Origin of the sequence: Rhodococcus sp. EPR-157, from assembly GCF_001647195.1 — a bacterium.
Classification (GTDB): Bacteria; Actinomycetota; Actinomycetes; order Mycobacteriales; family Mycobacteriaceae; genus Rhodococcoides.
Window position 1 is genome coordinate 13,461 of record NZ_LVCV01000400.1, and the last position, 24,732, is coordinate 38,192.

24 protein-coding genes are annotated in these 24,732 nt (G+C 64.3%); 20 read left to right on the forward strand and 4 right to left on the reverse strand.

Annotated features, from left to right (window positions below):
- Positions 1–45 precede the first annotated feature (45 nt).
- The 16 genes from folE (at position 46) to A2J03_RS18545 (ending at position 17,789) form a co-directional block, all read left to right on the forward strand.
- A complete protein-coding gene (gene folE / locus A2J03_RS18470; protein WP_068376809.1) occupies positions 46–672 on the forward strand; it encodes a GTP cyclohydrolase I FolE in 627 nt (208 codons plus the stop codon).
- Positions 669–1,511 carry a dihydropteroate synthase gene (gene folP, locus A2J03_RS18475; RefSeq protein ID WP_231912602.1) on the forward strand — a complete coding sequence of 281 codons (843 nt, stop codon included), beginning with the start codon at positions 669–671 and terminating at the stop codon, positions 1,509–1,511. The genes folE and folP overlap by 4 nt, the downstream gene beginning before the upstream one ends.
- Positions 1,508–1,876, forward strand: coding sequence for a dihydroneopterin aldolase (gene folB / locus A2J03_RS18480; protein WP_068376751.1), 369 nt, complete (start codon positions 1,508–1,510; stop codon positions 1,874–1,876). Before folP ends, folB begins: the two co-directional genes overlap by 4 nt.
- Positions 1,873–2,397, forward strand: coding sequence for a 2-amino-4-hydroxy-6-hydroxymethyldihydropteridine diphosphokinase (gene folK, locus A2J03_RS18485; RefSeq protein ID WP_068376754.1), 525 nt, complete (start codon positions 1,873–1,875; stop codon positions 2,395–2,397). Before folB ends, folK begins: the two co-directional genes overlap by 4 nt.
- Positions 2,398–2,402: 5 nt before the next feature.
- Entirely contained in the window at positions 2,403–2,867 is a 465-nt protein-coding gene (locus A2J03_RS18490) for a DUF3180 domain-containing protein (protein ID WP_068376757.1), read from the forward strand.
- A 113-nt stretch (positions 2,868–2,980) separates the two neighbouring features.
- Positions 2,981–4,303 (forward strand): DUF6779 domain-containing protein, encoded by a 1,323-nt coding sequence (locus A2J03_RS18495; RefSeq protein WP_082897923.1) that lies wholly within the window; start codon positions 2,981–2,983, stop codon positions 4,301–4,303.
- A gap of 142 nt (positions 4,304–4,445) precedes the next feature.
- Positions 4,446–5,396, forward strand: coding sequence for a Rossmann-like and DUF2520 domain-containing protein (locus A2J03_RS18500; protein ID WP_068376759.1), 951 nt, complete (start codon positions 4,446–4,448; stop codon positions 5,394–5,396).
- Positions 5,393–6,292, forward strand: a complete 900-nt coding sequence (gene panC / locus A2J03_RS18505) for a pantoate--beta-alanine ligase (protein ID WP_068376762.1) — start codon at positions 5,393–5,395, stop codon at positions 6,290–6,292. Before A2J03_RS18500 ends, panC begins: the two co-directional genes overlap by 4 nt.
- A 43-nt stretch (positions 6,293–6,335) precedes the next feature.
- Positions 6,336–6,767, forward strand: coding sequence for an aspartate 1-decarboxylase (gene panD, locus A2J03_RS18510; RefSeq protein WP_068376765.1), 432 nt, complete (start codon positions 6,336–6,338; stop codon positions 6,765–6,767).
- Positions 6,768–6,769: 2 nt separating this feature from the next.
- Complete coding sequence (locus A2J03_RS18515; RefSeq protein ID WP_068376768.1) at positions 6,770–7,570, forward strand: type III pantothenate kinase; 801 nt, start codon at positions 6,770–6,772, stop codon at positions 7,568–7,570.
- A 225-nt stretch (positions 7,571–7,795) separates the two neighbouring features.
- Positions 7,796–8,314 (forward strand): cysteine dioxygenase, encoded by a 519-nt coding sequence (locus tag A2J03_RS18520; RefSeq protein ID WP_068376818.1) that lies wholly within the window; start codon positions 7,796–7,798, stop codon positions 8,312–8,314.
- Positions 8,311–8,733 (forward strand): rhodanese-like domain-containing protein, encoded by a 423-nt coding sequence (locus tag A2J03_RS18525; RefSeq protein ID WP_068376772.1) that lies wholly within the window; start codon positions 8,311–8,313, stop codon positions 8,731–8,733. Before A2J03_RS18520 ends, A2J03_RS18525 begins: the two co-directional genes overlap by 4 nt.
- Positions 8,734–8,820: 87 nt before the next feature.
- A complete protein-coding gene (lysS, locus tag A2J03_RS18530; RefSeq protein WP_068376775.1) occupies positions 8,821–10,338 on the forward strand; it encodes a lysine--tRNA ligase in 1,518 nt (505 codons plus the stop codon).
- 309 nt (positions 10,339–10,647) lie between these two features.
- Positions 10,648–13,185: an ATP-dependent Clp protease ATP-binding subunit gene (locus tag A2J03_RS18535; protein WP_068376777.1), complete on the forward strand. Its 2,538-nt coding sequence runs from the start codon at positions 10,648–10,650 to the stop codon at positions 13,183–13,185.
- A 333-nt stretch (positions 13,186–13,518) separates the two neighbouring features.
- Positions 13,519–15,117, forward strand: a complete 1,599-nt coding sequence (locus tag A2J03_RS18540; protein WP_068376822.1) for an MFS transporter — start codon at positions 13,519–13,521, stop codon at positions 15,115–15,117.
- A gap of 260 nt (positions 15,118–15,377) precedes the next feature.
- A complete protein-coding gene (locus A2J03_RS18545; protein WP_156520452.1) occupies positions 15,378–17,789 on the forward strand; it encodes a putative bifunctional diguanylate cyclase/phosphodiesterase in 2,412 nt (803 codons plus the stop codon).
- Here the strand turns inward: A2J03_RS18545 and A2J03_RS18550 are convergent.
- Entirely contained in the window at positions 17,733–18,050 is a 318-nt protein-coding gene (locus tag A2J03_RS18550; RefSeq protein ID WP_068376782.1) for an antibiotic biosynthesis monooxygenase family protein, read from the reverse strand. The genes A2J03_RS18545 and A2J03_RS18550 overlap by 57 nt on opposite strands.
- 38 nt (positions 18,051–18,088) lie before the next feature.
- On the opposite strand from A2J03_RS18550, the gene A2J03_RS18555 reads away from it, so the two are divergent.
- Both A2J03_RS18555 and A2J03_RS18560 read left to right on the forward strand, forming a co-directional pair.
- Positions 18,089–18,826, forward strand: a complete 738-nt coding sequence (locus A2J03_RS18555; protein WP_068376784.1) for an alpha/beta fold hydrolase — start codon at positions 18,089–18,091, stop codon at positions 18,824–18,826.
- Positions 18,827–18,831: 5 nt separating this feature from the next.
- Positions 18,832–19,638 carry an alpha/beta fold hydrolase gene (locus A2J03_RS18560; protein ID WP_068376787.1) on the forward strand — a complete coding sequence of 269 codons (807 nt, stop codon included), beginning with the start codon at positions 18,832–18,834 and terminating at the stop codon, positions 19,636–19,638.
- On the opposite strand, the gene A2J03_RS18565 is transcribed toward A2J03_RS18560, so the two are convergent.
- Positions 19,639–20,535 (reverse strand): A/G-specific adenine glycosylase, encoded by an 897-nt coding sequence (locus A2J03_RS18565; RefSeq protein ID WP_068376825.1) that lies wholly within the window; start codon positions 20,533–20,535, stop codon positions 19,639–19,641. It lies immediately after the preceding gene.
- A gap of 70 nt (positions 20,536–20,605) precedes the next feature.
- Between A2J03_RS18565 and A2J03_RS18570 the strand changes: the two genes are divergently transcribed.
- Both A2J03_RS18570 and A2J03_RS18575 read left to right on the forward strand, forming a co-directional pair.
- The gene (locus A2J03_RS18570; protein ID WP_068376827.1) at positions 20,606–21,229 is read left to right on the forward strand and encodes a carbonic anhydrase; all 624 of its coding nucleotides are present in this window, start codon (positions 20,606–20,608) and stop codon (positions 21,227–21,229) included.
- A gap of 76 nt (positions 21,230–21,305) precedes the next feature.
- On the forward strand, positions 21,306–22,046 hold the full coding sequence (locus tag A2J03_RS18575; protein WP_068376790.1) for a hypothetical protein: 741 nt from the start codon (positions 21,306–21,308) through the stop codon (positions 22,044–22,046).
- Between the two features lie 6 nt (positions 22,047–22,052).
- Here the strand turns inward: A2J03_RS18575 and disA are convergent, their stop codons facing one another.
- Both disA and radA read right to left on the reverse strand, forming a co-directional pair.
- Positions 22,053–23,147, reverse strand: coding sequence for a DNA integrity scanning diadenylate cyclase DisA (disA, locus tag A2J03_RS18580; RefSeq protein WP_068376830.1), 1,095 nt, complete (start codon positions 23,145–23,147; stop codon positions 22,053–22,055).
- Positions 23,148–23,238: 91 nt separating this feature from the next.
- Positions 23,239–24,648: a DNA repair protein RadA gene (gene radA / locus A2J03_RS18585; RefSeq protein WP_068376793.1), complete on the reverse strand. Its 1,410-nt coding sequence runs from the start codon at positions 24,646–24,648 to the stop codon at positions 23,239–23,241.
- Positions 24,649–24,732 lie beyond the last annotated feature (84 nt).

Below are 24,732 nucleotides of genomic sequence, written 5' to 3' on the forward strand. Positions count from 1 at the left end.
CCGTAGGTCAGGGATGCGGAGGTAGGGCACGTGTCAGTCAGGCAGATCGATGAGGACGGTGCGGCAGTTGCACCCGGCGATGTGGTTGCAGTCGGAACCGGCAACACCTTCGATCAGCCGCGGGCCGAAGCGGCCGTTCGGGAACTTCTGATCGCGGTCGGCGAGGATCCCGATCGCGCAGGGCTCGTCGATACTCCTGCCCGGGTGGCACGTGCGTACCGAGAGATGTTCGGCGGTCTGTACACGGACCCGGATTCGGTATTGAACACGACTTTCGACGAAGGTCACCAGGAACTCGTGCTCGTTCGCGACATTCCGATGTACTCGACATGTGAGCACCACCTCGTGTCGTTCCACGGTGTGGCACATGTGGGTTACATCCCGGGTAGCAGCGGAAAGGTGACCGGGCTGTCCAAGCTGGCACGCGTCGTCGACCTCTATGCCAAACGGCCTCAGGTGCAGGAGCGGTTGACCAGTCAGGTGGCCGACGCCGTGATGCGCAAGCTGGATCCACGCGGCGCGATCGTAGTGATCGAGGCCGAACACCTTTGCATGGCGATGCGCGGCATCCGCAAGCCCGGCGCAAGCACGACTACGTCCGCTGTCCGAGGCCTGTTCCAGTCGAGTGCAGCGTCGCGTTCCGAGGCGTTGGATCTCATTCTGCGCAAATGACGCTGCCAGCCACGATTCCCTCCGGCCCAGTCGTGATGGGGGTTCTCAACGTCACCGCCGATTCGTTCTCGGACGGTGGACGCTATCTCGACGTCGATGCTGCGGTCGCGCACGGTGTCGAACTACACGGTCTGGGCGTCGACATCGTCGACGTCGGCGGAGAATCGACCCGTCCGGGCGCCGAGCGGATCGATCCGGGAGTCGAGGCCGATCGGGTGGTTCCAGTCATCAGAGAGCTCAGTGCTCGTGGCATTTCGACGAGCGTGGACACGATGCGTGCCTCGGTCGCGGCCGCCGCCGTCGAGGCTGGAGTGTCCATCGTCAACGACGTTTCGGGCGGACGCGCCGACCGGGACATGGCGGCCGTCGTCGCCGACGCCGGTATTCCGTGGATCCTGATGCACTGGCGTTCGGCCCAGGGCTTTGCCCACACCGGTGCCGCCGAGCAGTACGACAACGTTGTCGCCGACGTTCGTCGTGAGCTTCTCGAACAGGTCGATCACGCACTGGAAGCAGGTGTGAAGTCCTCGAACATCGTGCTCGATCCCGGCCTCGGTTTCGCCAAGACCGCTCGTCACAACTGGCAGCTGCTTCATGCGATACCTGTGTTCGTCGAGCTGGGAATGCCGGTGTTGATCGGGGCCTCGCGAAAGCGCTTCCTCGGATCTCTACTGGCGACGGACGGCGTTCCGCGTCCGCCGGACGGACGGGAGATCGCAACCGCGGTCGTCTCGGCGTTGGCGATCGCGGGCGGCGCGTGGGGCGTGCGGGTGCACGACGCGCGCGCGACTCTCGACGCGCTGGCCGTCGTAGAAGCATGGCAGGAAGGCGGAAGATGAGCGACCGAATCGAATTGCGCGGGCTCAAGGTTCGTGGACATCACGGTGTCTTCGATTTCGAGAAGCGAGACGGCCAGGATTTCGAGGTCGACATCATTGTCTGGATGGACCTGAAGAAGGCAGCCGCCACCGACGACCTGACGGCGACGATGCACTATGGCGAGCTAGCCGAGGCTGCTGCCGCGATCATTTCCGGTCCCGCGCGCGATCTCATCGAGACCGTCGCCGCAGAAATTGCCGATGACGTGATGAAGGACGATCGCGTCGACGCAGTCGAGGTGACGCTACACAAGCCGTCGGCTCCGATTCCGCTCGAGTTCGCCGACGTCGCAGTGGTGGCGCACCGCACTCGGGCAGGCGCATGACGCGCGTCGTCCTCTCGATCGGTAGCAACGTCGGAGATTCGCTCGCCCACCTCCGGTCCGTCACTGCCGAACTCGGGCCGCGCCTCGTCAGTGCATCGGCGGTGTTTTCGTCGGAGCCCTGGGGAGGAGTCGAGCAGCAGGACTTCCTCAACGCCGTCGTCGTGGCCGACGATCAGGAGCGCGGGCCGTACCAGTGGCTCGAGTTCGCGAGGGAGCGGGAGGAGGCGGCCGAACGCGTTCGCGTCGTCCGGTGGGGACCTCGAAGTCTCGATGTCGACATCGTCGTCTGCAGATCAGTTCCGGGCGACGACTTGATCAGCGCCGACCCCGAGTTGCTCTTGCCCCATCCGCGCGCTCACCAGCGGGCATTCGTTCTCACACCCTGGTTGGACATCGAGCCCGACGCGACTCTGGCGGTCGGTGACGACGCCCGCAGTGTCTCGGCGTGGCTGGCATCGCTCACCGACTCCGAACGCGCGAGCGTACGACGGACCGACATGACGCTGGACACACCCCGTTGAACGAGATGAAGACGACCCGAGTGTTGGACCTGGTCGGCCTTGCGGTCTTCGCAGCGGTTGCGATGTGGTTGCTGGTGCGGTCGTTCTACGGTTCGCTCCCGCCGATTTCGGTGTTGGCTGGGGCGTCGCTGTATCCGATCGCACTTGGCGAACTGGTCCTTGGGTTCGTCGTTCGATCTCGGATCGGTGGTAGCCGAGTCGGCGACGGTCCTCAGCAACTGCACCCGATCACCGCAGCACGGGCTCTTGCACTGGCCAAAGCGTCGGCTCTGGTCGGGGCAGGCGTGACCGGAGTATGGATCGGGTTTCTGCTCTACGTGGCGCCGCTGGCTGCGACGGTTCGAGCTGCTTCCGACGATGTGGGCGGGGCAATAGTGGGCCTCGTCGCGGGCCTCGCGCTCGTCGGATCCGCGCTGTGGCTCGAACAATGCTGCCGAACACCCAAGGACGGATCCGGCGAGTCGCGGTGAGACGGGCACTCTTGCGGTGGCACGCCGCTGATAAGCGAGAATTTACGACTCCTGTAGCGAACCGCAATCGAGGTTGACCTTTAGCCGGCGATTCGCCAGCTACGCTGGTTGGCATGACCGACCAGACTCGCGCGAAAGCCGGCCGTCGCTCGCGGCGCAGCGCGAGCCAACTGTTCATCGCCGCGCTCGTCATGTTCGGGATAGCCGCGAGTGTCCTTCTATTGTTCAGCGAGAACGTTCAGTGGCTTCGTGTCGGCCTGGTGTCGGCGCTGTGGGCCGCGATAGTCGGTGCCTTCGCGATGACCAAGTACCGGCGGGAGTCCGTCGCCGACCAGACGAAGGCCAAGGACTTACAGACCGTGTACGAGCTACAGCTCGCACGCGAGATCTCCGCGCGCCGCGAGTACGAGCTCGGTGTCGAAGCTCGGGTCCGGAGTGAAGTACAGGTCGAGACCAGCGAGATCGCGGCGCTACGCGCAGAGCTCGCGCACCTCCGGAACAACCTGCAGATGCTGTTCGACGGCAACCTACCGACCGAACGCGTCGCCCTGCGCGCGGAAGCGACCAGGATGGCCGAACTCGGCGGCAGTCGGAACTACGACAGCTATCAGCCCGCCCCGTCGGGGCTGTATGTGCCCGGACGACCGAGTGTGGCGGGCCCGCACGAACCGGAGCAGTCCAACGGTGCAGATGGCGGACCCGTCGGCTCGGTGCCGGGCCTGGCCACCCCGTACGACGAACCCGTCACCGCAGAAACCTCGGTCGTGTACTCGGATGCATCGCATGGTCACGAACCGACTCGCAATTACTACTCGGAATCGACGAGAGTGACCCCCGCTCGACGGCCCGAGCCACGGGTACCTGGTGGCGGGCGACGCACCCCGACGCCGCCGCGTGCGTCAGGACCCGCCCCAGGGCCCGTGACTCCTGCTGGCTCGGATGCTGCCGGTGACGACGAATCAGTGAATTACGCCGAACCCGTGAATTACGCCGAACCGGTGAACTACGGCGAAGCTGCCGACTACGACAGTGGTGTCGACGACGCCGGTGAGGTGCAGGCACCGGAGAACAGTCCGGCGAGATCGTGGGACGATTACGCAACGGAATCCGACCCGCCACCGCCCTTCGAACAGGCGGACGCTGCCGAAGAAGACTTCCCCGGGACTGCGAGCGACGACGTGTCGTCGCAGGCGCTGCCGGACTACGCCGATCCGGCACCGGCTCCCGACCCCGAGCCGGTCAGCGCCTCCGAGTCCTCGTCCGGACAGTGGGATCTCCCCGAGCCTGCACCGCGCCGCCGACGTCGGGCTGACCCGGACGCTGCGGCGAACTCGGGAGCGCACTCCAACGGCCGGTCCGTGGCGGAAATCCTCGCTGGACTTCAGACGGGCGAGAGTGAACCGACCGAGCGTCGGCACCGCCGCCGCGCCGACTGACACCTCCGGGCGAGACGACGTCGGGCCAGAGTGAAATAGATCACCGGTTACTTCGTGGCCGCGGCACACCCGTGCCGCTATCCTTCCTGCAGGACGTCTGGTACCCGCCGAGCGGGACTGGAACGAACGAGAGGATTTTTCAGTGACCTCACCTGAGCTCACTGCTGACCCGGCACCCGCGCGTTTGACGGTAGGAATCGTCTCTGCCGGACGTGTGGGTACAGCCCTCGGCGAGGCTCTCGAGCGCGTCGGGCACCTGGTGGTCGGTTGTGCAGCGGTATCGGAGGCTTCGTTGCGCCGCGCGCGGACGCGGCTTCCCGACTCGCAGATCCTGCCGATCGACGAAGTCGCCACCCGCGCCGAACTGCTCGTGCTCGCTGTTCCGGACACCGAGCTCGCATCTCTCGCCGCCGGGCTGGCAGCGACGGGGGTCATCGCACCGGGCAAGCTCGTCGTACATACTTCCGGCGCCAACGGAATAGGCGTGCTCGAGCCACTGGCGGCTCTCGGGGCGATCCCGCTCGCCATCCACCCTGCGATGACTTTCACCGGGCACCCCGAGGACACCGATAGACTGGCCCACGCGTGTTTCGGAATCACCGCGGCTGACGAGATCGGATACGCCGTCGCCCAAGCGATCGTGCTGGAACTGGGCGGGGAACCGGTCCACGTAGCAGAAGCGAACCGTGCGCTCTATCACGCAGCCCTTGCACACGGATCGAATCATCTCGTCACTCTGATCGCCGATGCAGTCGACGCTCTGCAGGTGGCACTCGACGGACCTGGATTCCCGGGTATGGACACCGATCCAGAGTGGGAGCGTAGCCCGCGGACCGGCCGTGAAACAGAAGTCGCGCAACGAGTTCTGGCTCCACTGGTGACTGCGGCTCTGGAGAACGCTCTGCAGCGCGGGCAGTCGGCGCTGACCGGTCCGGTTGCGCGTGGCGACCTGGACGCCGTGCGCACTCACCTCGACGTGTTGGGTGCGGTGGATCCTCGAATCGCGGCCGGTTACCGGGCGTTGTCTCTTCGGTCGGCACAACGGGTCGGAGCCTCGGCCGAACTTCTCGACTTTCTGAAAGGTGATCGATGACGCTGGCAGGTAGCTTCAAGGCGGGTGAAACGACCGTCCACCACGACCCTGTGGTGGTGAACTCGGTGTCGAAAGCTCTTCGGGCCGTGGGGAAGACGGTGTCCTTGGTGCCGACCATGGGGGCGTTGCATGCCGGACACATCCATCTCGTGCGCCAGGCAAAGCGGACGGGTGCGGTGGTCATCGTGTCGATCTTCGTCAACCCGCTGCAGTTCGGTGCCGGTGAAGACCTGGATGCGTACCCGCGGACGCTCGACGCGGACGTGGAACTGCTGCGTGCGGAGGGAGTCGAGCTTGTCTTCGCGCCCTCGGCTGCCGACATGTATCCATCGGGTCCGCGGACGACTGTCCTTCCTGGTCCGCTCGGCAGCGAGCTCGAAGGTGCGAGCCGGCCGACGCATTTCGAAGGAATGCTGACCGTCGTCGCGAAACTGCTGCAAATCGCTGCACCCCACGCCGCCTACTTCGGCGAAAAGGACTACCAGCAACTGACGCTAATCCGGCAGATGGTGCGGGACTTGAACTTCGACGTCAAGATCTTCGGTGTTCCGACCGTTCGGGAGCAGGACGGGCTGGCGTTGTCCTCGCGCAATCGTTTCCTCGACGCGGACCAGCGGAATGCTGCTGTGGTCCTGTCTGCTGCTCTCGTGGCCGGTGCACATGCGGCGGCCGGGGGAGCGTCGGCCATCCTGGCCACAGCGCGTGGGGTTCTCGATGCTGTGGCCGAGGTGAAGGTCGACTATCTCGAGCTTCGAGGGGTGGATCTCGGCCCTGCTCCCGAATATGGCGACGGTCGACTGCTCGTGGCGGCCAAGGTCGGAACCACACGATTGATCGACAACGTGGGGGTCGCCGTGGGCACCGGCTTCTTGGCAGGCATGGAGCTTGCGGAATGACGAGATCGACCAGTCCATACGTTTCGAGTGTTCAGGAGAGAATATGTTCCGCACGATGATGAAGTCGAAGATCCATCGGGCAACGGTGACTCATGCCGACCTGCACTACGTGGGATCGGTGACCGTCGACCAGGATCTGATGGAGGCCGCCGATCTGCTCGAAGGAGAGCAGGTGACCATCGTCGACATCGACAACGGTGCCCGTCTGGAAACCTACGTGATCACCGGTGAGCGTGGCAGCGGCGTCATCGGAATCAACGGTGCAGCAGCACATCTGGTCAACCCGGGTGATCTGGTCATTCTGATCGCCTATGGCGTGATGGACGAGCAGGAATGCAAGGACTACGCGCCGCGGGTCGTGTTCGTCGACGAGAAGAACCGTCCGGTCGAATTGGGTAGCGACCCAGCGCATGCGCCGGAGGGGTCCGGCCTGATCACCCCTCGCACGTTGCGTGCCGACTCCGTGCTGGTGTAGCGATGCTTCTCGCGGTCGACATTCGCAACACGTCGACGACACTCGGGCTGTTCAGTGGTAGTGGCGATCATGCGAAGTTGTTGCGTGACTGGCGAATGCGAACCGATCCTCGGGTCACCGCCGATGAACTGGCGCTCATGTTGCGTGGACTCATCGGTGCCGAAGTCGATCAGATCACCGGAGTGTCGGCGCTATCCACGGTGCCGTCGGTGCTGCGTGAGACGCGGACGATGCTCGGTCGGTATTGGGAGCATGTTCCCCACGTCGTCGTGGAACCCGGTGTGCGAACGGGTGTCCCGCTGCTCGTGGACAATCCCAAAGAGGTCGGTGCGGATCGGATCGTGAACACCCTTGCGGCGCACGATCTATACGAAAGTGCATGCATAGTAGTCGATTTCGGGACTACGACCTGTGTGGACGTCGTATCGGCGAAAGGTGAGTTCCTCGGTGGCGCGATCGCGCCCGGCCTCGAAATTTCGACGGCGGCAATGGCGTCGAGATCGGCGGCGTTGCGTGAAGTCGAGCTGATACGTCCGCGATCGGTAGTCGGAAAGAACACGGTCGAATGCATGCAGGCAGGCGCAGTCTTCGGGTTCGCGGGCCTGGTGGACGGTCTCGTCGGGCGAGTCAGACGTGAACTGCCAGAGTTCGCGGGCAATGACGTCGCGGTCATCGGAACCGGCGACAGTGCACCGCTGATCATGGCCGAGAGCTCGGCGATCGAGCATCACGAACCGGACCTGACGCTCGAGGGACTGCGGTTGGTCTTCGAGCGCAATCTCGCCAAAAGGCGCGTGCGCTAGCGCTCGGAGCGCGCCTGTGCAAGAATCTTCAGCGTGTTGACGTGCATGGGACCCCAGGAGTGTTGTCGAGGCTGACCGCTGCCTCGTTCAATTACCGACCCTGGAGTAGTCCCTGTGTTGTCCACACCTGTATTTTCTGGACCCGTCTCGTCCAGACCCGCTTCCTTCAGATCTGCGTCCGCCAGAGCTGGCTCATCGAGATCCGCCTCGTCGCCGCGGCTCACGCTGCCGACCCGGTTACGGCCACATGACCTGCTGCGCATCACCGACCAGGGCGCCTCGGAGGTTCTCGAAGGCCGGTTCGACCACCTCCTTCCCGACGGTGGGATCTGGCCCACCGAGGAACGCTGGGCAACCCGGCTGCACACCGACGACGACGTCGACGTCTGGCTCATCAGCTGGGTCGTAGACCGTTCGACCGAACTGCACGACCACGCCGGGTCGCTCGGTGCACTGACGGTCCTGAGCGGATCTCTCGTCGAAAATCGTTGGGCGGGTGCAGAGCTCAAGCGTCGTCGTCTCGACGCCGGGGATCAGGCGTCGTTCCCGCTGGGGTGGGTCCATGATGTGATGCGGGCCCCCGCACCCGACATCTCGGCGCCTGACGCGCTGGAGCCGACGTTGAGCGTGCACGCCTATTCACCGCCACTGACGGCGATGTCGTACTACGAAGTGACGGACAGTTCCTCGCTTCGAAGAACCCGCACCGAGCTGACCGACGAACCCGAAGGGCCTTCGAAATGACCATCGCCCGGATGCTGGAAGAAGCACGCGCCAAGATCGACCGCATCACGGTCTTCGAGTTGCGAGACGCCGTCGCCCGCGGGGCGATCGTCGTCGACATCCGACCGCAGGCGCAGCGAGCCGTCGAAGGAACGCTGCCGGGCGCGTTGGCGATCGAGCGCAACGTCCTCGAGTGGCGGCTCGATCCGACTTCGGACGCGCGCCTGGTTGCGGCAGTCGATCACGACATCGAATGGATCGTCATCTGCTCCGAGGGATACACCTCCAGCCTCGCGGCGGCGTCGCTGCAGGAACTCGGGTTGCACAAGTCCACCGATCTGGTCGGCGGATACAAGGCGCTCAAGTCTGCCGGCCTGCTCGGTGTGCTGACTCAGGCCGCGCATTGCGTGCGTGAGGCCGAGGCGATCTCGGCGCACTGAGATCACCTGGGCCCAGCGGTAGCGATTCTGGTTTGCCGAGCGGTAGCGATTCTGGTTTGACGGACGTGGCAGATAAAGTGTGCGTCTGTGACTGACGCAGCTGCCCCGACGATCGACGACACTCCGGAACAGCTACGGATTCGTCGTGCCAAGCGGGACCGGCTGCTCGAACAGGGCCAGGAGCCCTATCCCGTCTCGGTCGCGCGTACGCATTCGCTCCGCGAGATCCGTGACCTCTTTCCCGCTCTCGAGGCCGATACGTCGACGGGTCAGCTCGTCGGTGTCGCGGGCCGAGTCATCTTCGTCCGCAATACCGGAAAGCTGTGCTTCGCGACGCTTCAGGAAGGCGACGGCACACAGCTCCAGGCGATGATCAGCCTCGCAGGCGTCGGCGAAGATGCACTCGCAGCGTGGAAGTCCGACGTAGACCTCGGTGACTTCGTGTTCGTGCACGGCGAGGTCATCGCCAGTCGCCGCGGCGAGCTCAGCGTGATGGCGGACTCGTGGCAGATCGCGTCCAAGGCGTTGCGTCCACTCCCCGTCGCACACAAGGAACTGAACGAAGAGACGCGGATCCGGCAGCGCTACCTGGACCTCATCACGCGTCCGGAAGCTCGCGAGGTCGCCCGCAAGCGCATCGCCGTCGTCCGTGAACTGCGTAACGCACTGGAGCGTCGCGGATTCCTCGAGGTCGAGACTCCGATGCTGCAGACACTGCACGGCGGTGCCGCGGCTCGGCCGTTCATGACGCACTCCAACGCGTTGGACACCGACTTGTTCCTGCGCATAGCACCGGAGCTGTTCCTCAAGCGCTGCGTCGTCGGCGGCATCGAGAAGGTCTTCGAAATCAACCGGAACTTCCGCAACGAGGGCGCCGACTCGTCGCACTCACCGGAATTCGCGATGCTCGAGACCTACGAGGCCTACGGCACGTACGACGACTCGGCAAGGATGACGCGCGAGCTGGTCCAGGAAGTCGCGCAGGCCGCCCTCGGTACCCAGGTCGTCCTGCTTCCCGACGGCACCACCTACGACCTGAGCGGCGAGTGGACGACGCTCGAAATGTACCCGTCGCTGTCGGACGCCATCGGTGTCACCGTGACCCCGGAGACCGGCGTCGACGAACTCCTCGAGCTGGCGGAGAAGGTCGGACTGGAGATTCCGCGTAAGGACGGCAAGCCCATCTACGGGCACGGCAAGCTCGTCGAGGAACTGTGGGAACACCAGATCGGCGACGACCTGTTCGCACCGACGTTCGTCCGAGATTTCCCCGTCGAGACCTCCCCGCTGACGCGTCAGCACCGCAGCACACCTGGCGTGACCGAGAAGTGGGACCTGTACGTCCGCGGATTCGAGCTGGCGACCGGCTACTCGGAGTTGGTCGATCCAGTCATCCAGCGCGAACGGTTCGAGGATCAGGCACGTCAGGCCGCGGCAGGCGACGACGAGGCAATGGTGCTCGACGAGGACTTCCTCGCGGCGATGGAACAGGGCATGCCGCCCACCACCGGAACCGGAATGGGAATCGACCGCCTGCTCATGGCGTTGACCGGACTCGGCATTCGCGAAACGATTCTGTTCCCGATCGTCAAGCCGCAGGGCTGACCGGCGGTCTGTCCGGCTCGAGGAGTTGTTCGCCAGCAGCGGACAGAAAATTGGAAACGAATTCGCATCTGCCCGCGTTATCACCTGTAAGCAGGCACTTGACTACCCGGCGTCGACGAGAACCGTCCTCGCAAAGGGGGGCCGAGGGTCGGCAAGTGAACCACCGGCCAACTACAGTAAAGGTGGAGACGCGGACGCAACAGCGTTGGCGTTAGACCTTCAGTGCCGAGCGACCCGTATTACTGGATACTGTGGTGCTAGAAGACCTGGTGGGAAGTGCTACCACCCACCAAGAAGTGAGGGAGAGCGATGTTCGAGAGGTTCACCGATCGCGCGCGGCGTGTTGTAGTCCTGGCTCAGGAAGAAGCCCGGATGCTCAACCACAACTACATCGGCACGGAGCACATTCTGCTTGGCCTCATCCACGAGGGTGAAGGCGTCGCAGCCAAGTCTCTGGAGTCGTTGGGTATCTCCCTTGAAGGAGTCCGCAGCCAGGTCGAAGAGATCATCGGCCAGGGTCAGCAGGCTCCGTCCGGTCATATCCCGTTCACCCCGCGCGCCAAGAAAGTACTCGAGCTCAGCTTGCGTGAAGCGCTGCAGCTCGGCCACAACTACATCGGAACCGAGCACATTCTGCTGGGTCTGATTCGCGAAGGCGAAGGCGTCGCGGCTCAGGTTCTGGTCAAGCTCGGAGCCGACCTCAACCGGGTGCGCCAGCAGGTCATCCAGTTGCTGTCCGGATACCAGGGCAAGGAACCGTCGGAATCCGGCAGCAGCCGCGGCGAGGCGGGAACGCCGTCCACGTCGCTCGTGCTCGACCAGTTCGGACGCAACCTGACCCAGGCCGCACTCGAAGGCAAGCTCGACCCGGTCATCGGCCGCGCAAAGGAAATCGAGCGCGTCATGCAGGTCCTGAGCCGCCGCACCAAGAACAACCCTGTCCTCATCGGCGAGCCCGGTGTCGGTAAGACCGCAGTCGTCGAGGGTCTCGCGCAGGCCATCGTCAACGGCGAGGTCCCCGAGACACTCAAGGACAAGCAGCTCTACACCCTCGACCTCGGATCCCTGGTCGCGGGCAGCCGCTACCGCGGTGACTTCGAAGAGCGCCTGAAGAAGGTTCTCAAGGAGATCAACACCCGCGGCGACATCATCCTGTTCATCGACGAGCTGCACACGCTCGTGGGTGCCGGCGCGGCCGAGGGCGCTATCGACGCGGCCTCGATCCTCAAGCCGAAGTTGGCTCGTGGTGAGCTGCAAACCATCGGTGCGACCACGCTCGACGAGTACCGCAAGTACATCGAGAAGGATGCGGCACTCGAGCGTCGTTTCCAGCCCGTCCAGGTCGGCGAGCCGACCGTCGAGCACACCATCGAGATCCTCAAGGGTCTGCGCGATCGCTACGAGGCTCACCACCGCGTGTCGATCACCGACGGTGCTCTCGTGGCGGCGGCAACTCTCGCCGACCGTTACATCAACGATCGGTTCTTGCCGGACAAGGCCATCGACCTTATCGACGAAGCAGGTGCGCGAATGCGCATCCGACGGATGACCGCGCCGCCAGACCTGCGTGAATTCGACGACAAGATCGCCGACGCTCGCCGCGAGAAAGAGTCTGCGATCGACGCGCAGGACTTCGAGAAGGCCGCGAACCTGCGTGACAAGGAAAAGCAGCTCGTTCAGCAGCGCGCCGAGCGCGAAAAGCAGTGGCGCAGCGGTGACCTCGACGTCATCGCCGAGGTCGACGACGAGCAGATCGCCGAGGTCCTCGGAAACTGGACCGGTATCCCCGTCTTCAAGCTCACCGAGGAGGAGACCACCCGTCTGCTCCGCATGGAAGACGAGCTGCACAAGCGGATCATCGGCCAGGTCGAGGCAGTCAAGGCAGTGTCCAAGGCCATCCGTCGTACGCGTGCGGGTCTGAAGGATCCGAAGCGTCCGTCCGGGTCGTTCATCTTCGCCGGCCCGTCCGGCGTCGGTAAGACGGAGCTGTCCAAGGCGCTTGCGAACTTCCTGTTCGGCGAGGACGATGCGCTCATCCAGATCGACATGGGCGAATTCCACGACCGGTTCACCGCGTCGCGGCTCTTCGGCGCTCCTCCCGGATACGTCGGCTACGAAGAGGGCGGACAGCTCACCGAGAAAGTTCGTCGCAAGCCGTTCTCCGTCGTGCTGTTCGACGAGATCGAGAAGGCACACCAGGAGGTCTACAACACGCTCCTGCAGGTGCTCGAAGACGGTCGTCTCACCGACGGTCAGGGACGCACGGTCGACTTCAAGAACACCGTGCTGATCTTCACCTCGAACCTCGGTACCTCGGACATCTCGAAGGCAGTCGGCCTCGGCTTCTCCTCGGGTGAAGGCACCGGGTCCAACTACGAGCGGATGAAGCTCAAGGTCAACGACGAGCTGAAGAAGCACTTCCGCCCGGAGTTCCTCAACCGTATCGACGACATCGTCGTGTTCCACCAGCTCACCAAAGACGAGATCATTCAGATGGTCGATCTCATGCTCAACCGAGTCGAAGGTGCGCTCAAGAACAAGGACATGGCCCTCGAGGTCACCGAGAAGGCGAAGTCCTTGCTCGCCAAGCGCGGGTTCGACCCCGTCCTGGGTGCGCGGCCACTGCGTCGCACCATCCAGCGCGAGATCGAGGATCAGCTGTCGGAGAAGATCCTCTTCGGCGAGATCGAGGCCGGGCAGATCATCCTGGTCGACGTCGAGAACTGGGACGGCGAAGGCCAGGGCGAGGACGCCAAGTTCACGTTCCGCGGCGAGAAGAAGGCAATCGTCGTTCCCGACGAGCTGCCCGTCGACTTGGCCAAGGCCGCAGGCGACGACGGCGAGTAAGCAGCTGTAGTTCCAGCGAAGCGGGTCGCACTCCTGTACGGGGTGCGGCCCGCTTTGCAGTGTGCCGGGCCCGCCGCATCGCCCCGGCCCACCCGCATCGGTCCCGCCCACTTCGCATCGCTTGAATGGTCCATTCATACGGTCAGATAGCTTCGGGGGTTCATTCAAGCGGACGCGGGGCGGACCGCCGCATCGCTTGAATGGTCCATTCATACGGTCAGATAGCTTCGGGGGTTCATTCAAGCGGACGGGAGCTGGCTCCCCGAACCCGCGCCGGATACTTCGCACTCCGCAGGTGAGGCACACCCCGCGACAGTGCGCTTGACTGATGCCGTGACTACCGTCGAGAAGGGCTCTGTCCCCGCCCGCGCAGGGCTGGTGTTGTTCGTACTCATCCTCGTAGCCGCGGTGGCGAACCTCAATCTGGCGGTAGCGAATGTTGCGCTGCCGGAGATCGGACGGGACTTCGACGCCAGCCAGACTCAGCTGAACCTCATTGCGGTCGCGTATTCGCTGGGCCTCGCGGCGTCCGTGCTGTACCTGGGTGCACTCGGCGATCGGTACGGCCGGAAGATGTTGCTGGTGCTGGGGATGGCGCTGTCGATCCCCGCCTGCATCATCGCTGGTTTCGCGCCGAACTTCGAGGTGCTGTTCGGTGCTCGGTTGCTCGGCGGGCTGTCGGCGGGCCTCGCGTATCCGACTACGCTCGCGCTGATCACTGCACTGTGGTCCGGCCCGCCGCGGACGAAGGCGATCGCGCTGTGGTCGGCGCTCGGTGGCGCACTGTCCGCGCTAGGGCCACTGCTGTCCGGTGCTCTACTCGAGAAATTTCACTGGGGTTCGGTATTCGTCGTCACTCTGCCGCTGGCTCTCCTCGCGCTGATCCTCGCTGCGATGTTCATTCCCTCGCACGTCAACGAGACCACCGATCCCGTCGACAACCTCGGCGGCATGGTGTCGGTGGTCTTCATCGCAGCTCTTGTGCTCAGCATCAATTTTGCGCCGGTCGACGGTATGGGCACGCTCGCGATAGGGCTCGGCGCGATCGCGCTCGCCGCGGGTGCGGTTTTCGTATTCAGGCAATCTCGGGCGAAATTCCCGCTCTACGACCTGCGCATTGCACGGCGTCGCACGTTCTGGGTCGCTGCACTTGCCGGGATCATCGTGTTCGGTTCGCTGATGGGCGTCATCTTCGTCGGCCAGCAGTTCTTACAGAACGTACTCGAATACTCGACGCTTGCCGCGGGAGCGTCGACGCTTCCTGCTGCCGTCGCGATGGTCATCGTCGCGCCGCAGTCGGCGAAGCTCGTCGAATCTCGCGGCTCGAGATTCACACTGTTGTTCGGCTATGTCTTCATCGTCGCAGGCCTCGTCATGGCGTGGCTGACGTGGAAGGAGGATGTGTCGTACTGGGTGGTTGCGGTCAGTTACGCCCTGCTCGGGATCGGTATCGGATTCGCTGGGACTCCGGCGTCCCGCTCGTTGACCGGGGCTGTGCCGGTCGATCGTGCGGGAATGGCGTCGGGGACGGCCGACCTGCAACGGGATCTGGGTGGGGCGATCATGCAGTCGACGCTCGGTGCACTGCTGACGGCCGGATACGCGGCGTCGTTCACGGCGCAGATAGCGCAGTCGCCCCAGGCCGGCAGCGTCAGCGAGGAAACCCAATCGGTACTCACCAAGTCGTTCTCGTCGGCGGCCGATCTGGCCGAACGGTATCCGCAGTACGGCGAGCAGATCATCGCGGCGGCAAAACAGGCGTTCCTCGACGGTGACCAAAAATCCTATGCTGCTGCGATTGTCGTTGTACTCGCCGGAGCGGTGCTCGTCTTCTTCGCATTTCCCAAGCATGAGGAGGAGAGAAGGCTTCTGGCTCAATATCACTCGGAAGATTCGCATCGATCCGAGACTGCCGAAGTCCAGTCCGATTAGCCTTGGCGTGGACGCGTCCGCCACTCGACATCGCGTTTCGCAGCGCTGTTTTGTGCGCATTTCATGAGCTGAAAGTGCGGTTCGAGCGCTGTTCGACGCAAAAAAGGTGTACCTGTGTAGCTGTCCGATCGTTGCGTCTGGGATCCTTGCCTATGAAACCAATCCGGTAGGCATTCGGCGTCGAATGGCGAACGCGGGAATGTTTCGGGATCGATAGCCGACGCAGCGATGGTTGGGGGACCAGGGAAGGACTGACTCGTATGAGATGGTCGAGGTTCCTGGTGCTGGGCGTAGCAGGAGTAGCCGCCTACCTCGCGGCCCCCGACGGATATCCCCAACTCGCGGTCTACGTTCTGTGCTCGTTCGCGTGCGCGGTGTACGCGTTCGTCGGCCAGAGACGCCGGACGGCGAATCGTTCCGCCTGGCGGTTTCTCGCGCTCGGAGTGTTGGCATGGAGTCTGGGCGATCTGATCATCGGGTTTCGTATGACAACTCACATGATCGTGCCGACGGTGTCCGTCGTCGATGCTGCATACCTGTTCGGCCACGTCGTATTCGTGGTGGGCGTTCTGAAGCTCGAAGACGACGCCGGGCAACGGCTATTCGGCATCGAGGATGTGCTCGAGGGTCTGATCGTGGCCACGGGTCTCGGATTGATCGCGTGGATCTTCGTCGTCGGCAACCGTACCGATAGTGTTCTCGGCGCCGAGACCCTCGCCGAGTTCTGGCCCGTGGTCGTGTATACGGGTGCCGACGGGTTTCTGCTGTCGCTGGTCGCCACTCTGCTACTGATCAAGGGCGCCCGCACCACTGCGTTCACAATGACTTCTGCGGCATTCATCCTGTTCTCGTTGTCGGGATGGGTGCTGTACGTCCTGATAGACGGACTAGGGTTCGTCGACGTCCCAGTGGTGAACGCCGGATGGCTCGTCGGATATGTGCTGCTGGCATCTGCGGCACTGTGTCCGCACGAGCGGACGTGGCGAGTACAGGAGACATCGTCGAGTCCACATCGCATCGTCGATCGCGCCCGCCTTGCGGGTTTGAGCATTGCGATACTCATGCCCCCCGCTGTAATGGGGACCCAGATCGCCAACGGGGTGCCGGTCGCCGAGTGGGGTTGGCTCGTTCTCGGCTCTTCGGTGGTTGCGGTCGTCCTCGTGTCCGCTCGTATGGCTTGTTTCCTCTCTGCGCTGCGCAAGCAGTCGGATGCTCTGTCCCTCGCGTCGATCACTGATCCTGTGACAGGCCTCGCCAATCGTCGTCACCTAGGCGGTTTGCTCGACAAATCCATCGACTCGGCAGGTCCTGGTGGCGTGGTCGTGGTCATCGTCGACGTCGACCGGTTCGCGCAGATCAACGAGACCTTCGGCTACCCGGTGGGGGATCGCGTGCTCCGTGAGATCGGTCAGCGGCTGTCGGCTGCATCGGAGGGTCATTCCGTCGTGGGTCGGCTCGGTGGTGACCAGTTCGTCGTTTCGATGGCCGCCGACCTGATGGTGATCTCGCCGACGGAGTTCGGCGATCACTTCCGCAGCGTCGTGAGTCGGACCATGTTCGTTCGCGACATCAACGTGGCACTGGACGCCACGGTGGGGGTCGTCGAGTCCTCGAAGCTGAGTAACGTCGACGCTGAATCCCTGCTGCAGTTTGCGCACGTCGCATTGACCGCCGCCAAACACTCGCACCTGAGTTCCTCGCTCTACACCCCGTCGATGGACTGTGACCGACACGATCAGATGCGTCTGCTCGGTGAGCTCGAAACGGCTCTCCGTGAGCGGCAACTGCGAGTGTTCTTTCAACCGTGTCTCGACCTCGTGTCGGGCAAGGTATCCGGTGTCGAGGCCCTGCTGCGGTGGCAGCATCCGCGCGAGGGACTCATGTCGCCCTCGTCGTTCCTTCCCGACGCAGAGCGGACCGGTTTGTTGCCCGCCATCACGGCGTACGTGCTCGAGGACTCGCTCGGGTGTTGCAGGGCGATGCGGCGCACCCGCCCCGAGTTCTGTGTCTCGGTGAACCTGTCCGTTCGGAATTTGCTCGACTCTGCGCTCGTGGAGCACGTGGCCAATGCCCTGCAGCGACACGAGTTACCAGCCGCCGCAGTCGAATTCGAGGTCACCGAAACCACTGCGATGACCGATCCGAGACGCTCGGTCGACTCGCTCGTCGCACTACGAGACATCGGGGTTTCGATCGCGATCGACGACTACGGAACCGGTTACAGCTCGCTGGCGTATCTTCGATCGCTCCCCGTCCAGACGCTCAAGATCGACAAGTCGTTCGTGACGGCAATGGACAGTCAGCCGACGAACGCGTCGATCGTCCGCTCCACGATCGATCTCGCGCGAAGCCTCGGCATGACGGTCGTAGCCGAGGGCGTGGAGGACGCACGAACTCTCGAGCGGTTGCGCAACCTTGGTTGCGACGGGGCGCAGGGCTTTCACATCGGAAAGCCGGTTCCTGCAGACGAGTTGGACGCCCTTGTCGACGCCATCGAGAACCGTTCGAATATCACGTCTGCATCTGCGGCGCCGAAGAACTGGGAGTATGCGAGCACGGCGGACGTCCCCGGCGGTGTCGGGTCTGCAGCGAAGCCGGCCGGAACAGTCGAGGCGTCACTCCGGCTTGCTGCGCGCGGGCACGTCGAGAACGACGTCGAATTCCAGCAGTGATGCACCCGATGCGACCGGTTTCGCGCGTTCACCCGAGTGGGCAGCCTTGGCGGGCCCTGCTGACCACTCCTGGAATGCTTCTTCCGTCTCCCACTGCGTGACCACGAAGTAGCGGTCTTCGCCCTTCACCGGCCGCAGGAGTTGAAAGCCGAGGAACCCCGGCGAACCCTCGACGGCGCCTGCGCGCGCGGCGAAGCGCTTTTCCAGCTCGGGGCCTGCACCTGAAGGGACTTCGATTGCGTTGATCTTCACGACTGCCATGTTCGAGAGGCTACTCCGCCGGTCATTATGATCGGGGTGTGCTGCACGACGAGGGCGGGAACGGCAATCCGATCCTTCTGCTGCACGGACTGATGGGAAGCGCGCAGACGTGGCGGCGTCAGCTCCCGTGGCTACGTGAACTCGGCCACGTCTACACCTACGACGCGCCCGGGCATCGCCGCCGCGCACCGTCGTCGCTCCGCACCGAGGCATTCGTCGAGGACTTGACCGAGCACGCCGAGAAAGTGGGGCGGGCCATCATCGTCGGACATTCCATGGGCTCGCTGCACGGGTGGTGTTTGGCCGCTGCCAGGCCGGATCTGGTGGCTGCGCTCGTCGTCGAGGACATCGCTCCCGACTTTCGGCGGCGGACAGCCGACGACTGGGCCGCGATGATCAGGCGTTGGCCGCAACCGTTCCCGACCGAGAACGACGTGCGCAGCTACTTCGGCGATGTCGCGGGGCGGTACTTTCTGGATTCTTTCGTCGAGCGAGATGACTGCTGGTACCTGCACGGCTCGGTGTCGACGTTCGAGGCGATCTCCGCGGAGTGGGGAACACGGCACTTCTGGAACGAATGGGAGTCCGTCGACGTCCCGTCCCTGTTACTGGAAGGTGAGTTCGGCATCACACCCGACGGACAGATGGCCGAGATGCACGCGCGAAACCCCAAGTCGCAGTATGTCCTGGTACCGGGCGCAGCGCACCTGATCCACGACGAGAGGCCCGAGCTCTATCGCGAAACGGTCACCCGCTTTCTGTGCCAACTACGATGACGCGAATGTCGGTGGCGAAGATCAATGGAATCGAAATCAACTACGAGGTTGCTGGATCGGGCCCGCTCGTCGTGTTGGTGATGGGTACGGGCAGCCCGGGGCGAGTGTGGAAGGCGCATCAGGTGCCCGCACTCGTGAAGGCGGGTTTCCAGGTGGTCACATTCGACAACCGTGGAATTTCCCCGTCCTCGGAAGGCGCGGACGGCATGGTGCTCGACGATCTGGTTGCGGACACCGCCGCCCTCATCGAGCATCTCGGCGGAATGCGTGCCCGGGTCGTCGGGACATCGATGGGGTCTCGTGTCACCCAGGAGCTTGCTCTCGCCCGCCCGGATCTGGTGTCGCACGCCGTCATGATGGCGACCTACGGGCGAGCGTCGGCGATGCAGAGGGCGTGGTCGAAAGCAGAACGGGAGTTGTACGACGCGGGAATCACGCTGCCGGCGTCGTACCGGGCCGCGATCACTGCGATGAACAACTTCTCGCCGGCGACCCTTCGCGACGAACAGGCGATCGGAGATTGGCTGGCGGTACTCGAGTTCTCGGGTGGCCAGCCCAGTGCAGGCAAGCGCGCGCAGATCGGACTGGAGATGAGGGCGGGGTCGGAACGCCTGACCGCATACCGCAAGATCACCGCCAAGACGCTCGTCGTCGGATTCGCGGACGACCGACTGATCCCCGTACACCTGAGCCGCGAGGTGGCGCAGGCGATCCCGGGTGCTCGCTACGAGGAGATCGCCGACGCCGGTCACTTCGGCTATCTGGAGCGTCCCGAGATCGTGAACAAGGTTCTGGTGGACTTCCTGCGGTGATCATTCACGGCCGGGGGTGTTCTCGCCCTCACCGGCCAACGCGAACAGTCCCGACTCGGTCTGTTCGATCAAGCCGTCGAGCAGCAGTGAATCGAGTGCCCGGTCCCGCTGTCCCGGATCGGTGAGCCAGACGACGTCGAGTTTCGCGCGTTCGACCGGACCCCGGCTCTCACGCAGGACCGACATCAGCTTTCCGCGTACCTGACGGTCGGTGCCCGCAAACTTCTGGACCTTCTTCGCCGGCCCCGTGTGGGCGGGTCGACCAGCCTCGATCCACGAGCATTCCGGAAGCGGACACAACAGGCATGCCGGATTCTTGGCCGTGCAGATCAACGCACCCAGTTCCATCAACGCCGCAGAATAGCGTGCTGCCTTCGCACGCGGGCGGGGGAGCAGCCCGTCGACGTCGGCGAGATCTCGCGTCGTCGACGGGTTGCCGGGTTCGGCGGACCCATGGACAGCTCTGGCGACGACGCGCCGAACGTTGGTGTCGACGACGGGTACGCGTTGCCCGTACGCGAAACAGGCGACGGCGCGCGCGGTGTATGCGCCGATGCCCGGCAGCCCGAGCAGGGTGTCGACGTCCGCAGGTACGAGATCGCCGTGTTCGGCGGCCAGTACTCCAGCGCACTCGTGCAGGCGCAGAGCGCGACGCGGGTAGCCCAGCTTGCCCCAGGCTCGCAGCACCTCCGCTCGAGATGACGCGGCCATTGTGGACGGCACCGGCCAACGCTCGACCCATTCCTCCCAGATGGGCGCGACACGCGATACCGGTGTCTGCTGCAGCATGATCTCGCTCATCAGGATCTGCCATCCGGTCACGCCCGGGCGTCGCCACGGCAGGTCACGTTCCTCGGTGTCGAACCACCCGAGGAGTGCATTGGTATCGATCGGCACTGTCTCTCCCGCACCCTCTCTCCGATAGCCCGACTCGCCGGTAGCCGACGGCCCAGGCACAATGACAGACATGCCTGCATCGAACCCAGTCTCAGCATGGAAGTCTCTCAAGGAGGGTAACCAGCGTTTCGTCGCCGGCGAGCCGCTGCACCCCAGCCAGGGGATCGAGGACCGCACCCGTCTTGCCGAAGGGCAAAGTCCGGGCGCCATCTTGTTCGGCTGCGCCGACTCTCGCGTCGCCGCCGAGATCATTTTCGATCAGGGCCTCGGGGACATGTTCGTCGTTCGCACGGCGGGCCACACCATCGATTCGTCCGTGCTCGGCTCGATCGAGTACGGAGTTGCCGTCCTCGGGGCGCCGCTCATCGTCGTGCTCGGCCACGACAAGTGCGGTGCCGTCCAGGCCACGATCGACGCGCTCGACTCCGGCGACACCCCAGGCGGCTACATTCGCGACGTCGTGGAGCGAGTGACTCCCTCGGTGCTGTCCGCGCGCCGGGACGGGTACGTCGCGGTCGACGACTTCGAGGCGCGTCACGTCGAGGAAACCGGCAATCTGCTGATGCAGCGCTCGCGAATCATCGCCGACAAGGTCGAGTCGGGAGACGTCGCGATCGTGGGATTGACCTACAGATTGTCCGAGGGCAGCGCGCGGCTACGCGAGGTCATCGGCAACATCGGCGAAGTGCCCTGATCAACTTCTTTCTCTAGTCGCGACACGCCGCATGCGCTTGCCAGACGCGTGAGCCGCTGGCACCTACGGTTGTTCTGTGTTGGAACCAACCGGGCCTTTGCCTCCCGAAATCTATTGGCGTCGTCGTGCGCTCGCCATCGGTGCGGCCGTCGTCGTGCTCGGTTTGATCGTGTGGTTCATCGCGTCACTCGGCGGCAGTGGGGACGAGAATCAGCAAGCAGAGCCGGCCGGCGTCGTGTCGTCGGCAAGTCCGACGACGTCAGCTCCGACATCCACCCCGCAGCAACAGGGCGCGGCATCGGGCGCATCCAGCGCGGCGGGTGGGTCCGGCGGGTCTGGTGGTTCCGGCGGATCAGGTGGCGCCGCCGCATCGGCGGGGTCGGATTCCAGTGCCGCTCCGGCCGCAGACGCGCCTGTCGCGGCGAACCAATGCCCGGACCAGAGCCTGGCGATCAAGGCAACCCCGGACAAGGCGACGTATCGAGTCGGCGAAGAGCCGGGATTCACGGTCGTCATCACCAACATCAGCTCCACCGAATGCCAGCGCGACGTCGGTGCCGGTCTGCAGCAGGCCCTGGTCTACACGCTGTCGGATCAGCGCATCTGGTCCAACACCGACTGCTTCCCCGACGCACAGTCGGATCTGCGAACCTTCAAGCCCGGCGAGCAAGCCGGCTTCACGGTCAAGTGGTCCGGAACCAATTCCGTCCCCGGCTGCGGCGAAGAACGCATTCCGGTCGGCGCAGGCTCGTACAAGGTGATCGCTCAGCTCGGTGAACTCCGTAGTTCACCGGAGCCGTTCAACATGACGACGTAACAGACGTCAGTCGAACGGGCCGGCTATCGAGGACTCGGCCAGTCGGGACAGACCTTCTCTGATGTGCCGGGCCCACAGGCCGCCGATGCCTTCGACGGACTGCAGGTCTGCGGCAGTTGCCGCCAAAAGTCCCTGCAAAGTGCCGAAAGATGCTACGAGACGGTGAATCTGGCTGAACTGCAGCCGAGGCACACGCGTCAGGACTCGGTATCCCCGTGGACTCATGGGAGTGTCGAGTGCTTCGATCGTCGCGGGATAGCCGAATGCCCTAGCGAGCGTGGTCAAGTCGAGTAGGTCGACGTCGGTGAGCTTGTCCAGCGCGCCGAGCGCCCGCTCCACTGCGGCCGTGCCCGCGGGTTCGGTGCCGGCGAGGTAGTCGCGGACCACCAGCTGACGGTCGACGTCGTTGTCGCCGAGTAGCTCTTCGAGCTGAAGCGCCAATTGCCTACCGTCGGTACCGAGTTCGAGAACGTTCTGTTCGATCTCCACGGACACGCGCCGTACCATCTCGAGTCGCTGTGCGACGGTGAGGGCGTCGCGCAGAGTCACGAAGTCCTCGATCTCCACGACCGACAGTTGACGGGTGTTGTCGTCGAGGCGAGCCTTGTACCGTTCGAGCGTTGCGACGGCCTGGTTGGCTCTGGATTGAATAGTCGCCGAGCCTTCGACGACATGCCTGACCCCGGCGACATACACGCTGACGATGCTCATCGACTGGCTCACCGAGACGACCGGGTAGCCCGTCTGCATCGCGGTCCGCTCGGCCGCCCGGTGACGGGTGCCCGACTCCACGGTCGGGATCTTGTGATCGGGAACGAGCTGCACGTTGGAGCGGACGATGCGCTTGCCGTCGGTCGAGAGCACGACGGCACCGTCCATCTTCGAGAGCTCCCGCAAACGCGTCGGGGCGAATTCGACGTCGAGTTCGAATCCGCCGTCGCAGATGGCCTCGACTTCGTCGTCGTATCCGAGAACGATGAGTCCGCCTGTGCGGCCCCGCAGGATGCGCTCCAGTCCGTCTCGCAAGGCTGTACCGGGTGCCAGTCGGGCGATGGTCTCACGCAGTGCGGGGGAGGACTCGCCGCGTGTGGTGTCGTCCATGGTCATCCCCTCGTCGCGTCGAAGTCGCTGGAAGCCGCGATTGCGTGCCTGCGGAATTCGCCCCTCGCAGTAAAAGGTTACTGGAGCCGAATCACCGAGAACGCGTTCGCACCGAATTCAGAGCGTCGCCGAGGTTCGTGACGGTCTTGACCTTCATCCCCGGCGGGATCGGGTCGTCGTGTTCCGGGGTGACGGCGTGCGTGAAACCGAGTCGAGCGGCCTCCGCGAGCCGACGACCGAGACCGGACACTCGACGCACTTCGCCGGCGAGACCGACCTCGCCCAGGATCACGAAGCCCGCGGGAACGGGCACGTCGGTGACCGCTGACGCCACTGCTGCGGCCAGTGCCAGATCGGCGGCAGGTTCGCTGGTCTTCATCCCACCTACCGTGGCCGCGTACACCTCGCTCTTGGCGATCTTCATTCCGCAACGCCGTTCGAGCACGGCGAGAATCATCGCGACGCGCGCGGCGTCGAGCCCACTGACCGCGCGACGTGGGGAAGGCATGTGGGTGTCGACGACGAGAGCCTGCACTTCGGCCAGCAGAGGCCGTTTGCCGTCCATCGTGACGGTGACGGCGGTGCCCGGCACCGCATCGGTGCGGTGGTGCAGGAACAGGCCCGACGGGTCGGTGATGCCCTCGATGCCGGTGTCTCGCAGTTCGAAGCAGCCGACCTCGTCGGACGCGCCGAACCGATTCTTGACGCCTCTGATCATGCGCAGTGTCGAGTGCTTGTCGCCTTCGAAGTGCAAAACGACGTCCACCAGATGTTCGAGTGATCGTGGTCCCGCGACCGCACCGTCCTTGGTGACGTGACCGATCAGTAGCACTGCGACGCCGGTGGTCTTGGCGAGCGAGGTGAGGGCGCTGGTGATGGCACGCACTTGGGTGACGCCGCCGATGACCCCGTCGACGTCGGCGGCAAGCATCGTCTGCACGGAGTCGACGATCAGCAGACTCGGCTTGACCTGCTCGACGTGGCCGAACACCGTCGCGAGGTCGGACTCGGCTGCGAGAAACACCCGTTCGTGTACGGCGCCGGTGCGGTCGGCCCGTAGGCGGACCTGACCGGCGGATTCCTCGCCGGTGACGTACAGCGCCCGTCGGTCCTCACCGGTTCGCGCCCACCGGTGTACGACCTCGAGAAGCAGCGTGGACTTGCCGACGCCGGGTTCGCCGGCAAGTAGTACAACCGAGCCGGGGACGAGTCCGCCGCCGAGGACACGGTCGAACTCGGAGATGCCCGTGGAGTTGGCCTGGGATGTGGTGCTGCTGACCTGAGTGATCGCGGCGGCAGGTGAGGACGGGATCATCGCCGCCATCGCCGAGCGGGTATTGCCGGCGCCGAGCCCCGAGGCCCCGGCGCGGTTGGCGACCGGAACGAGTACGGGAGCTTCGTCCATCGAACCCCAGCTGCCGCACTCGGGGCACCGTCCGACCCACTTGCCCACGGTGTGCTGGCAGGCCGAACATCGGTAGTTGGTCTTCGCTTTCACCACTCGGGAAGACTAGATGCAGCTACCGACAGACAACCTCAGTTGTTGCCGTCGGTGGCTTCTTCGACCTGAGTTTCGACGACGCTC